This window comes from Clostridium pacaense (assembly GCF_020709765.2).
Taxonomy (GTDB): Bacteria; Bacillota; Clostridia; order Lachnospirales; family Lachnospiraceae; genus Enterocloster; species Enterocloster hominis.
On record NZ_JAJFEB020000005.1, the window covers coordinates 83,341 to 95,830 of the forward strand.

General features: G+C 54.0%; 13 protein-coding genes. 3 read left to right on the forward strand and 10 right to left on the reverse strand.

Annotated features, from left to right (window positions below; translation table 11 throughout):
* Positions 1–244: 244 nt before the first annotated feature.
* The 6 genes from LK536_RS40350 to LK536_RS40375 all read right to left on the reverse strand — a co-directional run bounded on the left by LK536_RS40350 (position 245) and on the right by LK536_RS40375 (position 6,169).
* Entirely contained in the window at positions 245–901 is a 657-nt protein-coding gene (locus tag LK536_RS40350) for a potassium channel family protein (RefSeq protein WP_008716811.1), read from the reverse strand.
* A gap of 35 nt (positions 902–936) precedes the next feature.
* A complete protein-coding gene (locus tag LK536_RS40355; RefSeq protein ID WP_120058061.1) occupies positions 937–2,304 on the reverse strand; it encodes a TrkH family potassium uptake protein in 1,368 nt (455 codons plus the stop codon).
* Between the two features lie 191 nt (positions 2,305–2,495).
* Positions 2,496–3,317 carry a metal ABC transporter permease gene (locus LK536_RS40360; RefSeq protein WP_008716815.1) on the reverse strand — a complete coding sequence of 274 codons (822 nt, stop codon included), beginning with the start codon at positions 3,315–3,317 and terminating at the stop codon, positions 2,496–2,498.
* Entirely contained in the window at positions 3,314–4,102 is a 789-nt protein-coding gene (locus LK536_RS40365; protein ID WP_227795997.1) for a metal ABC transporter ATP-binding protein, read from the reverse strand. The genes LK536_RS40360 and LK536_RS40365 overlap by 4 nt, the downstream gene beginning before the upstream one ends.
* Before the next feature lie 32 nt (positions 4,103–4,134).
* A complete protein-coding gene (locus LK536_RS40370; RefSeq protein ID WP_331472172.1) occupies positions 4,135–5,304 on the reverse strand; it encodes a metal ABC transporter substrate-binding protein in 1,170 nt (389 codons plus the stop codon).
* Complete coding sequence (locus LK536_RS40375) at positions 5,297–6,169, reverse strand: HAD family hydrolase (RefSeq protein ID WP_488473297.1); 873 nt, start codon at positions 6,167–6,169, stop codon at positions 5,297–5,299. Before LK536_RS40375 ends, LK536_RS40370 begins: the two co-directional genes overlap by 8 nt.
* Position 6,170: 1 nt before the next feature.
* Here LK536_RS40375 and LK536_RS40380 point away from each other — a divergent pair, with 1 nt between their 5' ends.
* Complete coding sequence (locus tag LK536_RS40380; protein WP_227795995.1) at positions 6,171–7,061, forward strand: DegV family protein; 891 nt, start codon at positions 6,171–6,173, stop codon at positions 7,059–7,061.
* 3 nt (positions 7,062–7,064) lie between these two features.
* Here LK536_RS40380 and LK536_RS40385 read toward each other — a convergent pair whose 3' ends face one another.
* Together LK536_RS40385 and LK536_RS40390 are read right to left on the reverse strand one after the other, a co-directional pair.
* Positions 7,065–7,877 carry a DUF368 domain-containing protein gene (locus LK536_RS40385; protein ID WP_227795994.1) on the reverse strand — a complete coding sequence of 271 codons (813 nt, stop codon included), beginning with the start codon at positions 7,875–7,877 and terminating at the stop codon, positions 7,065–7,067.
* Between the two features lie 59 nt (positions 7,878–7,936).
* Complete coding sequence (locus LK536_RS40390; protein WP_329602233.1) at positions 7,937–8,104, reverse strand: DUF6783 domain-containing protein; 168 nt, start codon at positions 8,102–8,104, stop codon at positions 7,937–7,939.
* Between LK536_RS40390 and LK536_RS40395 the strand changes: the two genes are divergently transcribed.
* Positions 8,042–8,230, forward strand: a complete 189-nt coding sequence (locus tag LK536_RS40395; protein WP_329602226.1) for a DUF6783 domain-containing protein — start codon at positions 8,042–8,044, stop codon at positions 8,228–8,230. The genes LK536_RS40390 and LK536_RS40395 overlap by 63 nt on opposite strands.
* A 29-nt stretch (positions 8,231–8,259) precedes the next feature.
* On the opposite strand, the gene LK536_RS40400 is transcribed toward LK536_RS40395, so the two are convergent.
* Positions 8,260–8,568, reverse strand: a complete 309-nt coding sequence (locus tag LK536_RS40400) for a hypothetical protein (RefSeq protein ID WP_025486985.1) — start codon at positions 8,566–8,568, stop codon at positions 8,260–8,262.
* Positions 8,569–8,822: 254 nt separating this feature from the next.
* On the opposite strand from LK536_RS40400, the gene LK536_RS40405 reads away from it, so the two are divergent.
* Positions 8,823–10,070, forward strand: coding sequence for a diguanylate cyclase (locus LK536_RS40405; protein WP_227795993.1), 1,248 nt, complete (start codon positions 8,823–8,825; stop codon positions 10,068–10,070).
* 2 nt (positions 10,071–10,072) lie between these two features.
* Here the strand turns inward: LK536_RS40405 and LK536_RS40410 are convergent, their stop codons facing one another.
* Positions 10,073–12,490 (reverse strand): homocysteine S-methyltransferase family protein, encoded by a 2,418-nt coding sequence (locus tag LK536_RS40410; protein WP_227795992.1) that lies wholly within the window; start codon positions 12,488–12,490, stop codon positions 10,073–10,075.

Below are 12,490 nucleotides of genomic sequence, written 5' to 3' on the forward strand. Positions count from 1 at the left end.
TATCAATTGTATCTCCCTTAAAATGGAAATTTTCACAAAACGCTTATCATAGTATGTTTATCACAGTACGCTTATCACAGCACCTCCCTCCAAAAAATAATGCCTGCGGCCCACCCCGCCGGTCCCGCCACCTTAAGGGGGCGTCCCGGTCCGGCGTGTGCCGCAGGCATTTCCGCTCATATTAATTCCGCTCATATTGTTTCTTTTTGCCAGGAATGGAAAACCTTTACCATCTCCTCGCTGCTTAGCTCAGCTTCTTCACAATCTTCTCCGCATCCTCCTGGTTGCCGATTACCATCAGGTGGATATCGCTCTCTACGACATAATCCGCGCCCGGCATGAATTTCATATGCCCGCCCTTATTTTTAAGGGCAATGATGGAAATGCCGTATACCCGGCGGATATTCAGGTCCTTGATGGATTTCCCTACCCAGGAATCCAGGGGACGGATCTCAAAAATGGAAATGCCGTCAGCCAGCTCCGTATAGTCAAACACATTGTTGCCGCTGTAGCGCACCGCTGCCTTCTCTGCCACGTCCCGGTCCGGATAGACCACCTGGTCCGCCCCGTTCTTTAACAGAAGACGCGCATGGATGTTGCGGTTGGCCTTGCTGACAACGTACTTGGCCCCCATCTCCTTAATCATGCTGGTAACCTCCAGGCTGTTCTGGAAGTTATTGCCAATGCAGATGAAGCAGATATCAAAATTCCCCACCCCAAGGCTTTTTAATACAGCCTCATTGGTGCAGTCGCCAATCTTGGCGCTGACCACATAGGGAAGGATAGGCTCCAGCTTTTCTTCCGATATATCCACTGCCATGATCTGATTGTCATGCTTTGCCAGATTCTCACACAGGTGCTGTCCAAACCTTCCGATTCCGATTACAAGAATTGATTTCATGTATAAGATACCCCTCTCTTTTTTCTTAGACCCTTTTATCCAATGGTAATCCTCTCAGCCGGCAGCTGCACATGAGGCTTGCGGCTGGACCTGGTGAATGCAAGCGCAAAGGACAGGCTGCCGATACGTCCGCAGTACATCAGGATAATGATTACAATCCTCGAAAGCGGATTCAGGCTTCTGGTCACGCCCGTACTCATGCCGGATGTGCCGATGGCCGAACACGTCTCAAAAAACACATCTGACATAGGCAGGTTCTGGAACACCATGATCAGGATGGTTGCCGTGAGCATCAGGCTCAGGTTGATGGTCAGGATACAGGCTGACTGGCGGATGGATTCATCCTGAAGCCTCCTGCCGAATATCTCCACGCCATAGGTCTGGCGGATATTGGAATGGACATACAGAAGCAGCACGGCCAGCGTGGTGGTCTTGATGCCTCCTGCCGTGGAGCCGGGGCTGCCGCCAATGAACATCAGCATGGCCGACAGGAACTTGCTCCCGTCCGTCAGGGCCGCCGTGTCCACATTGTTGAATCCGGCTGTCCTTGGCGTCACCGCGCTGAAAAAGCAGGCCAGGAACTTCTGCGAACCGTTCATCCCCACCAGGATGTTGTCCCGCTCCATCAGATAAAACAGGACGGTCCCACCTGCCAGCAGCACTGCCGTGGTGACCAGCACTATCTTGGTGTGGAGAAGGTAATGGCGGACATCCCACCGTTTCCTGTACAGGTCGTCCCACACAATGAATCCGATACCGCCGATGATTATCAGGGTGGAAATGGTCCCAATCACCACCCAGTCCCCTGCATAGGAGCACAGGGAGCTGTACTGCTCCGTATGTCCCATCAGATCAAATCCTGCATTACAGAACGCGGATATGGAATGGAATATGCCATACCAGGTGCCGCGGAACAGTCCGTACTGCGGAATGAAACGGAGGGACAATATGATGGCGCCAGCCCCCTCAAAAATCGCAGTTCCTATGATGATCCGTTTTGCCAGCTTCACCATGCCGCCAATCTGCAGCGTGTTGACGCTCTCTTCCATAAGTCCCCGTTCCTTTAACCCGATTTTGCGCCTCAGCACAATGGAGAGGAATATACCGATACTGATGAAGCCCAGCCCGCCCAGCTGGATCATGATCAGCAAAAGCGCCTGTCCAAACAGGCTCCACTGGGTCCAGGTGTCCGCCACCACCAGCCCGGTCACGCAGGTGGCGCTGGTAGCCGTAAACAGGCAGTTGAGGAACGGCTCGCCCTGTCCGTCCCTGCTGGATACCGGCAGCATCAGCAGCAGGGTTCCTGTCATGATTATCAGGAAGAATCCATATGCAATGAATTGTGTCTGTGATATATGTTTTTTTAAATGCTTCTGTTTAAAATCATACAGCTTCTCTTTCATGTTCCCCTCACTTAACCCTTTTGCGGGATATGGCACAGATTGATATCCCAAATCCCAGGGGCATTTTTATGGAAATCCTTCCCACGAACTGCATTGTATCACTTGTTTCACGGTATGTCTACCAGCAAATGACCGGTCCGGCTAAATTCCCGGAAATGTCCGGCTGAATCGTGCAGTCCAATCCTCCTGCCTCATGTCCGGAGCCGCCCTAAGGACTGCCATGCCATGAACAGGATGAACACCAGGAGGTTTACCACCACCACACTGGCCCCGGCCGGTGTTGAGAACTGATAGGAGGCCGTCATTCCTATTATGAAGCACAGGACGGACAATATACCCGCGGACACCACAACACTGCCAAAGCTTTTAAATACCCGCATGGAGGAAAGGCATGGGAAGATAATCAGGCTGGAAATCAGCATGGCGCCCATCATGCGCATGCCCAGCACGATGGTCACTGCCGTGAGCACGGCAATCACCACATTATAGAAGCCCACATTGACCCCGGTTGCCTTTGCAAAATTCTCGTCAAATGTAACTGCGAATATCTTATTGTAGCACACCAGGAACAGGATAAGCACCACCACCGACAGCACGGCAGACAGCGCCACATCCTCACGGCTCATGGCCAGGATGCTGCCGAACATATAACTGCTCACATCCGTGGTCAGCCCCGTGGTCAGGGAGGTGACTATGATGCCGATGGCCAGTGCGCTGGCAGATATCAGCGCAATGGCCGCATCGCTTTTTATCCTGCTGTTCTCCGTAATCCTCAGCAGGAAAAATGCCGCCAGGACCACCACCGGGATGGATACCTTCAGCGGGGACCAGCCCATGGCCAGGGCAACGGATAACGCTCCGAAGGATACATGGGAAAGCCCGTCCCCAATCATGGAATACCGTTTTAACACCAGGCTTACCCCCAGGAGCGAGGCGCACAGGGATACCAGCATCCCGCCCACAAGCGCCCTTACAAGGAAGGGGTATGATAACATTTCGCCGATGATATTCATTGTCTCTCCTCCTTCTTCTCAGCCGGATGTACGTGGAGCTTTGGCACATGGCAGCCTGCCGTGGGCTTGCACCGGCCCTGTTCCTTCTCATGGAAGAAATGGCCTGCCGCCTTGCTGTTCATATAGTCATGGGCAGGTCCGTAGAACATGACCCGCTTCTGTAAATGAAGGATTTTGTTGGCCTCCTCCACCGCATTCCTCAAATCATGGGAAACCATCAGGATGGCCACCCCGTCTTCCCGGTTCAGGCGCCGGAGCATGGCATAGAATTCCTGGATTGCCATCGGATCCAGGCCTGTAATGGGTTCATCCAGGATCAGCAGCTGTGTGGTGGCACACAAGGCCCTGGCAATCAGCACCCTCTGCTGCTGTCCACCTGACAGTTCACGGTAGCATAAATCCTTAAGGGGGGTGATGCCCAGCTTCTCCATGTTCGTTCCTGCAATCTCCTTTTCAACCCTGGAATAAAAGGGGTTCCACCCCCGCCTGCTGAGGCATCCGCTTAACACTACCTCCAGCACCGTGGCCGGAAAATCCTTCTGGGCAGCCGTCTGCTGGGGCAGGTATCCGATTCCCGAACCCTTCAGCTCATCGGATACCGTCAGCCTCCCTGCCGTGGGCTTTAAAAGGCCAAGAAGGCCCTTCATGAGCGTACTCTTGCCTGAACCATTTTCCCCAACGATACACAGGTAATCGCCGGGATTGACCTCCATGTCCACATCCACCACCGCGTCCTGGTTATCGTATCCAAAATCAACATGTTCACATTTAATTAAAGGTGTCATCTCATACCTCATCTTTTTCATTACTGCCAATACTACTCAAGGCCCTTCCTAAGGTTCTCCACATTCTGGTTCATCAGCTGAAGGTAGGTAACCCCTTCGTCAAACTGTTTCCTTGTCACATTATGGCAGGAATGGAGAAGGAGCGGAACCGCCCCGGTCTCCTCGCTGATGATTTCCGCCGTGCGGTGGCTGGACAGCTCCAGGTAATACACCCCGTGGATCTGTTCCTCCTTCACCTTGTCAATCAGGTAGGCGATGGTTTTGGCGCTTGGCTCCGTATCCGTGCTGCAGCCGGAAAATGCGGCCCTGTAGGAAAGCCCGTACTCGTCCGCAAAGTACCGGAACGGGAACTTGTCCGCAACCACGATCATATGGTTCCTTCCCTGCGCCACCACCTGCCTGAACCGTCCGTCCAGGTCCTTCAGTTCCTCAATGTAGGCATCCGCATTGGCCTTGAACCGGCCGCTGTCCTCTGGGGCGGCTTCCATCAGGGTCTGGCTGATGATCCTCACAATGGCCTGGGCGTTCACAGGTGAGGTCCAGATATGCTCATCATATTCAATATCCATCTCATGCCCGTCCCTGTCATCGTATGCATGCAGTTCCGGCACGCCTTCATGGTCCCCGTAAGCACTAGTGTCTTCCATGTATCCATGGCCGTCTTCCATGTGTCCGTGGGCGTCTTCACCAGGTTCATGGGCATTTCCCCCATGTACGTGGGCGTCTTCCCCATGCTCATGGGCATCCTCCATGCCCTCCACATGCTCCTCCTCCACCGCGTCCACGTAATCCATCATGGTGAGTATCTTCATATGGCTGGTATCCAGTGAATCCAGCACCTGTCCGACCCAGTGTTCCATCTCCCCGCCGTTGAGCACCAGCACGTCCGCCTCCTGCATGGCAATCATGTCCGCAGGCGTTGGCTCAAAGGAATGGCTGTCCATCCCGGCCGGGACAATCAGCTTCAGCTTCACCCTGTCCCCTGCAATCTGGCGCACAAAATCATAATAGGGGAAAATCGTGGTGACAACGCACAGACGGTCATCCGCCCCATCCCGGACCTCACCCCCATGGCTGCCGCCCCCAGGCCCTGTCCCCGGCCTGGCGCCGCACCCCCACGCGCCAAGGATGGTCCCGGCTGTCACAAGCAGCGCCATCAGCCAGGCCATCCTTTTTAGTTTCGTATTCTTTTCCCTATTCAATTCCATTCACATCCTTTATATACCGCACCACATCCACGGGATGGTCCGCTATCAGTTCCGGGTTAAATGCCTCCAGCTCTTCCCTGTCCCTGAAGCCCCATGTGACACCCACCGTATCCACCTGGGCGTTCTTACCGGTGCGCATGTCCGTATTGGTGTCCCCCAGATACAGCACCTCTTCCCGGTCCACACCCAGTTCCTCCATCAGTGCCCACACGCCGTCCGGGGACGGTTTTTTCCTGATTCCCTTGTCCTCGCGCTCCCCATAGACCAGGTCGAACCTGCCCTTTCCGAATACGCCCTCCACATTGTCCAGGGTCCTTGGATGGGGCTTGTTGGACAGCACCGCTGTTTTTATATGGTTCTCCTTCAGGAAATCCAGCAGTTCCATGATTCCGTCATACGCCTTTACACGGTACATACAGCACCCTTTGAAAATCTCCGGATACAGATTCACTGCCTCCCCGTAATGTTCAAGCTTACTGTCCCCGCAGGCCTCCAGGGCGCGCTCCAGCAGCTTCTTATATCCATCGCCCACGAAAACACGGCACTCATCCACTGAAACCTGCCTCATCCCCCACTTCTCCAGGGACAGGTTCACAGACCTCTGGATTGCATATATGGAATTAACAAGTGTCCCGTCCAAATCAAAAATACAGCATTTATACATTATGGTTTCCATCCCTTTCCATTCATATACTCCGGTTTTCAGCACAAAGTACATCATAGCACAATTCCCTCTGTTTGACCAGTACCACCCATATACAGGTCTGCCCGCGGGCATGCATTTGACACCCATCCGTCCCCATGCTATACTTTTCCCATAACAAACACACCAGCAGTTTACAAATTTAAAGGAGCACATTATGAGTAACCCTTATGTAATAACCTGTTGTTCCACTGCAGACATGCCCGGGCACTACCTGGCAGAACGGGAAATCCCTTATGCCTGCTTCCATTTCAGGATGGAAGATAAAGAATATGATGATGATTTAGGCAAATCCATTTCACTTGAGGAATTTTATCAAAGAATCCGTGACGGCGCCATGCCCACCACGTCCCAGGTGAATCCCGAACAGTATGAGGCCATGTTTGAGCCAATATTAAAAGAAGGAAAGGATATCATCCACCTGACCCTGTCCACCGGTATATCCGGAACCTATAATTCCGCTGTCATTGCCAGGGACGAGATGTTGGAGCGCTATCCTGAACGCCGCATCGAGATAATCGACTCCCTGACAGCTTCCGTGGGATACGGTCTTTTGCTGGATACGGCCTGGGAGAGGATGCAGGCCGGAGCGGATTATGAAGAACTGGTTTCCTGGATCAAGGAACATAAGTTACAGCTGCACGGATGGTTCTTCACAACCGACTTAAGCCACCTGAGGAGAGGCGGCAGGATATCGGCCTCCGCGGCCTTTTTCGGCAACATGCTGAACATATGTCCGCTGATGAATATCAATCATGAGGGAAAACTGATTCCCCGGGACAAATTCCGGGGCAGGAAGAAGGTAATAAGAGAACTGGCCGAACGGATGAAGCTCCATGCCCTGGACGGCACCGGATATTCCGGCAGATGTTTTATCTGCCACTCCTCCTGCCCCGAGGACGCCGCGGCCGTGGCATCCCTGATTGAGGAGAACTTTCCCAATCTGGACCAGAAGCCGTTCCTGGCGGAAATAGGAACCGTAATCGGCTCCCACACAGGTCCCGGCACAGTGGGTATATTCTTCTGGGGCGATAAGAGGACGGATTAAGTCTTACCCTTCCTTCCCGGCCATGACATACAGGGCCGCGAATCCCAGGGCTGCGGCAATCACGCCGTACACAACATCAATGCCCTGGGGTATGCCTGGAAACAGTTCGGGAAGGGAACCGAACATAAAGCCCAGGATGATAAGGTAAGTGGGCTGGGGATGGCGCTGCATCAGCCCCTCCAGCACCTTGGCCGTAAGGAATATGCCGCCCAGCACGCCTGCGCCAAGTGGAATCAGGGGCAGGATGTTCAGGGTGCTTATGTTCTTTATGATGCCCTCATAGATTCCCAGCATATATAACATCTGGGACACGCTGATTCCCGGAAGCACCAGGCCCACCGCGATGATCACGCCGCCTGCAAGCTGAATCAGGACAGCGCCGGGGCCAAAGCTTCCGTCCGGTGCAAACAGCCCGGCCGGGAGCAGGGCCAGGATGACCACCCCAAGGATCCCTATAATAGGATAGGCAACCGCTCCAAGGCTGATCCTCCTGATACCGGCCTCCCTGTATATCATGGGCACACCCCCGGCCACTGCACCCAGGAAGAAGAAGCGGAGGGGCACATCTGCCCTGGTGGTGAACAGGAAGCTTATGAACCTGGAAAACAGCACCATACCCACTCCCGCCCCCAGGACGAAACGCACCAGGAAGGACATGCTCTTTCCCGGATTCCTGAAAAATGAACTGACCGAGGAAATCAGCCGGTCATAGACCCCCAGTATCATTGCCATGGAACCGCCGCTGACGCCCGGCACGGTCATGGTGCCGCCAATCCACATTCCTTTTAATATCGTAATCAGATTATCCCTATCCATTCTCAAGCTCCTTTTTCCGTTATCTGGTCCATTGTACCCTATTGAATACAAAATGGGAATTAATTTTCTGTATATATTATGCCTGAAAATGCCCTCTTATTGCTGCTTTTCCAAACTGTCTGCGCCGCAGACCGCAAAAAGCCCCGGAACATGTAGGTTCCAGGGTGTGTTTGAAAATTGCTTTCCGTCAGCTGTGCGTCCCACTTCGTGGGAGATTTGGTCCCGATGAGGGAGGCGTAGCGGGCTACGTTGACCTAATTGGGACCAAATATGCCGCGAAGTGGGGCGTGCAGATGGCGGGAATGAATTTTCAAACACACCCTGGGGCATTTTCAGGGAATATGATTATATAGGAATGATGGTTATGTACGGATGGTCCTGTTTAGAATCCCATTCCGTAGGAAAATCCGTTGCTGCAGGACCCGGTGCTGCAGCCGCTGCCCTGGCAAGTACTGCCTGTGCAGTTACCGCCCGCACAGCCTGGATTCAGGCCGCACTGTGAACCGCCTGCGCTTACGCCCATACGGCTTAAGATGGCATCCAGCTCCTGTCCGCCGTTCTGATAGCAGACAGCTTGGGGGCAGTTGGCGGTGTCATAGAGCGCTGCGTTGTACTGATTCATATTTGCCATATTGGTGCCGCATACATTGCCTAACAGGGCTGCTGCGGCCATGGTTGAAACTGGTAACATAGTTTTGTCCTCACTTTCCCATTTTAAAATGTTACAAATATATTTCTTTTTTGTTACAAAACTATATTACCACAATTAGGATTCCTTGTGTCAGGGAGTAATTGGGGGATTTCCCAGAATATGGGAGACAAGATTCGATTTATTTTTAGTTATATTTGTCCCACTGCGTGAATATATTTTTACTATTATGTAACCGACCCTGTATCAAGGCAGGCTGCAGGCGGTTACTATTATATGACAGGGGATTTTACATTATGCTAAATAACGTCAAGAAAAACGTAAGTACATCATTTCCATTTCTCAGGTCCGACCGCCACTTTGCCCATACGCAGGAAATATTCGATACCGTCCAGACCATGAACATAAGCCAGACACTGAATTTTTCCATCCTGCTCATCCTCATGGAGCTGGGCAACCTGATCAGCTACTGGGCCGTGGACATAAGAAGCCGTCTTATCTCCCCCACCAGCTTCGCCATACTCATATTCCTCCTGTACATGGGCTTTAATATATTTTACTGCGATTATCTGCTGGGACTGGAGCGCAATGGGCGGACCAGGAAGCTGCTCCAGTGCCACACCTATTCCTTTACCATCATGTTCAGCCTGTTCTGTCTCTGCATGAACTACCTCTGCCTGAAGGGCAGGATGAGTGCGGAAAGCGTGCTCCTGTTCTATATTTACCTGGCGGCAGGCCCTATCTATACGTACAAGGAAGCCCTGGCAGCCATTGTCACCACCGGTGCGCTGGCCCTTCCTTCTTTTGTTGCCCAGAAAGCGCCTGTGTCCATGTACTCCAACATGTTCCTGTACAGCTTCACCAGCCTGTTCCTGTCACAGATGCGCTGCCGCATCACGGGAAACAACCTGAGGCTTTTAAGGGAAGCCTGGGACGAACAGGTATATCTCCAGGACCGGGCTGACAACGACCCCCTGACCCAGGTCCTTAACCGCAGCGGTTTTTCCGTGCGGCTGGAACAGCTGATTCCCGCTGCCATCCAGCTCTATGTGCCCATCGCCGTCATCATGGTGGACATCGACTATTTCAAGCAGTACAACGACACCTTCGGCCATATGGCCGGGGATGAATGCCTGAAAAAGGTGGCTGCTGCCCTGGCTTCCCGCATCCACCAGGGCAGGGATTTAATCTGCCGTTTCGGCGGGGAGGAATTCCAGATCCTTCTGTATGGGATTAAGCCCGAGGACGCCCTCCACGCTGCCGACCGCCTCCGCCAGGCCGTGGCCGACCTGAAGCTGCCCGCCGCCGACAGACGCACGGCTCCCTATGTCACCATCAGCGTAGGCGTCTCCAGCGCGGTCCCTTCCTCCATGGAGACATATAACGGCATGATAAAGGCAGCCGACGATGAACTGTATTACGCCAAGAATCACGGCAAGAACATGGTGTCCTTCCGGGAACTGCCGCCCGAAAAGGAATCCGTCCCAAGTTCCGTATCCGTAACCCGGTGCATGGCCGTATCATGTGAGCTGCCCAGATCATGATATTATTTTACAAAAATGCTCTCCGCATAGTTGACGGAAGCCATTGCGTCCCTGCAGTACATGTCCGCATCAATGGTCCTGGCATATTCTTCCGTTAGGACCGCCCCTCCGACCATGACCCTGGCCCATGGCGCGGCTGTCCTCAGCCTGCGTATGGTCTCCTCCATGCTTGGGACCGTGGTGGTCATCAGGGCGCTGAGTCCCACAAGCTGAACCTTCCTGCCCATGGTTTCCTCCACTATCCGCTCCGGAGGCACGTCCTTGCCCAGGTCCACCACCTCATATCCGTAGTTGTCTAACAGTACCTTCACGATATTCTTGCCAATGTCATGGATATCGCCTTTTACCGTTGCAAGTACGATGGTTCCCTTTTTCTCCTGTACCTGGCCCTTGGCGTCCATCTTTGTCTTGATGACCTCAAAGGCTGCTTTTGCCGCTTCCGCGCTCATGAGAAGCTGCGGGAGGAAGATGGTTCCCTTCTCAAATCCCTTTCCCACCCGGTCCAGGGCCGGGATCATCTGTTCATTGATGATTCCCAGGGGTTCCTTTTCCTCCAAAAGCGCGGTGACCGCCTGATGGGCCGCATCCTTCAGCCCCCGCTCAATGGCCGCGGACAGGGAGCAGTCCGTGCTTTCCCCTGCTGCGGCAGTCCCGCCTTTTCCTATGGTCTGTCCCAGACCGGCGGACTGGCCGCTGTATACGCCGATGTACTGGCTGCACTGGGCATCCCTGTCCATAAGGGCATTGAAGCTGTAGAATGCCCGCATCATGGCTTCCGAATTAGGATTGATGATGGCTGCGTTTAAGCCCGCCTCCATGGCCATGGTAAAGAATGCGGCGTTGATGATTTCCCGTTGAGGCAGTCCGAAGGAAATGTTGGAAACTCCCAGGATGGATCTGCCTCCCAGTTCATCCCGGATACGGCGGAGCGTGTCCAGGGTGGTCAGGGCGCCTTTGCTGTCTGAACTTACCGTCATGCAGAGGCCGTCCAGTATGATATCCTCGGCCCCGATGCCATAGGACGCGGCCGTGTCTATAATCTTGCGCCCCACTTCAATCCGCCCTCCGGCTGTCTCCGGGATCCCGCCTTCATCCAGGCACAGGCCCACCACCACGCCGCCGTACTTTGCCACCAGCGGGAATACCTGGTGCATGACCTCTTCCTTGCCATTGACCGAATTAATCAGGGGCTTTCCATTATATACCCGCATGGCCCGCTCCATGGCTTCTATATCCGACGTGTCAATCTGAAGCGGCAGGTCTATGATGCTCTGAAGCTCCTTCACCACTTCCTCCATCATGGATGGTTCGTCAATCCCCGGCAGGCCCACATTTACATCCAGCACATCCGCGCCATTATCCTGCTGGCTTACGCCCTCCCTCAGGATGTATTCCAGGTCATGGTCCCTCAGGGCCTGTTTGAACTTGGATTTACCCGTGGGATTGATGCGTTCCCCGATGATTACGGTTTTCCCGCCGATTACCACTGCCTGGGCATAGGAAGAAATGACGGTGCGCTTCTTAGGCTTTGGCAGGCGGACAGGAATATCCCTGCAGCGTTTAACGGTTTCCCGTATGTGCGCCGGGGTGGTACCGCAGCATCCGCCCACCACGGCGGCCCCCAATTGAGCGATTTCCTCCATGGCAAGGGCAAACTGCTTCTCATCAATATCATAGACCGTCCTGCCCTCCTCGCTTCTTGGGAGGCCCGCATTGGGGTTCACCAGCACGGGAAGGGAGGTCACCTTCATGATGTCCCTGAGGATTTCCTTCATCTGCACAGGGCCAAGGCCGCAGTTGATTCCCAGGGCATCCACCCTCAGTCCCTCCAGCAGGGCCACGGTGGACTCCACATTGCCCCCGGTCAGAAGTTTTCCCTTCTCATCGTATATGACCGTTGCAAACACAGGAAGGGGTTCCCCATCCTCCCGGCTTATGCCTGCTTCCTTTGCAGCCAGCACAGCCGCCTTTAATTCATAGCTGTCGCTCATGGTCTCAATCAGGATAAGGTCAGCGCCTGCCTTTGCACCCGCGGTGACAACCTCTTTATAAAGGCTGACCGCTGCCTCAAACTCCAGGTCCCCCAGCGGTTTCAGCAGCTTTCCCGTGGGGCCCAGGTCCAGCGCCACATATCCGTGTCCTGCCTCCTCCACCGCTGCCCTGGCATGGCCCACTGCCGCTGCCACGATTTCCTCCAGGTTATCCCTGTACTTCAGCCCATTAGCCCCAAATGTATTGGTGGTCATGATATCGGCCCCTGCCGCCAGGTACTGTCTGTGGATGTCCCTGAGCACCTCGGGGTGTGTCAGGTTCCACAGCTCCGGCAGTTCCCCTGCCTTAAGGCCCTGGGCCTGAAGCAGGCTTCCCATGCCGCCGTCACAGAACAGGCGGCGCACTTTCATTTCCTCTAATATTCTCAT

What these genes read in the sequence shown, in the direction of transcription:
- LK536_RS40375 (WP_488473297.1), bottom strand. Translation starts at nt 6,169, where the DNA reads ATGTGCTCCTTTAAATTTGTAAACTGCTGGTGTGTTTGTTATGGGAAA.
- LK536_RS40365 (WP_227795997.1), bottom strand. Translation starts at nt 4,102, where the DNA reads ATGACACCTTTAATTAAATGTGAACATGTTGATTTTGGATACGATAAC.
- LK536_RS40360 (WP_008716815.1), bottom strand. Translation starts at nt 3,317, where the DNA reads ATGAATATCATCGGCGAAATGTTATCATACCCCTTCCTTGTAAGGGCG.
- LK536_RS40380 (WP_227795995.1), top strand. Translation starts at nt 6,171, where the DNA reads ATGAGTAACCCTTATGTAATAACCTGTTGTTCCACTGCAGACATGCCC.
- LK536_RS40400 (WP_025486985.1), bottom strand. Translation starts at nt 8,568, where the DNA reads ATGTTACCAGTTTCAACCATGGCCGCAGCAGCCCTGTTAGGCAATGTA.
- LK536_RS40405 (WP_227795993.1), top strand. Translation starts at nt 8,823, where the DNA reads ATGCTAAATAACGTCAAGAAAAACGTAAGTACATCATTTCCATTTCTC.
- LK536_RS40355 (WP_120058061.1), bottom strand. Translation starts at nt 2,304, where the DNA reads ATGAAAGAGAAGCTGTATGATTTTAAACAGAAGCATTTAAAAAAACAT.
- LK536_RS40350 (WP_008716811.1), bottom strand. Translation starts at nt 901, where the DNA reads ATGAAATCAATTCTTGTAATCGGAATCGGAAGGTTTGGACAGCACCTG.
- LK536_RS40385 (WP_227795994.1), bottom strand. Translation starts at nt 7,877, where the DNA reads ATGGATAGGGATAATCTGATTACGATATTAAAAGGAATGTGGATTGGC.
- LK536_RS40410 (WP_227795992.1), bottom strand. Translation starts at nt 12,490, where the DNA reads ATGAGAATATTAGAGGAAATGAAAGTGCGCCGCCTGTTCTGTGACGGC.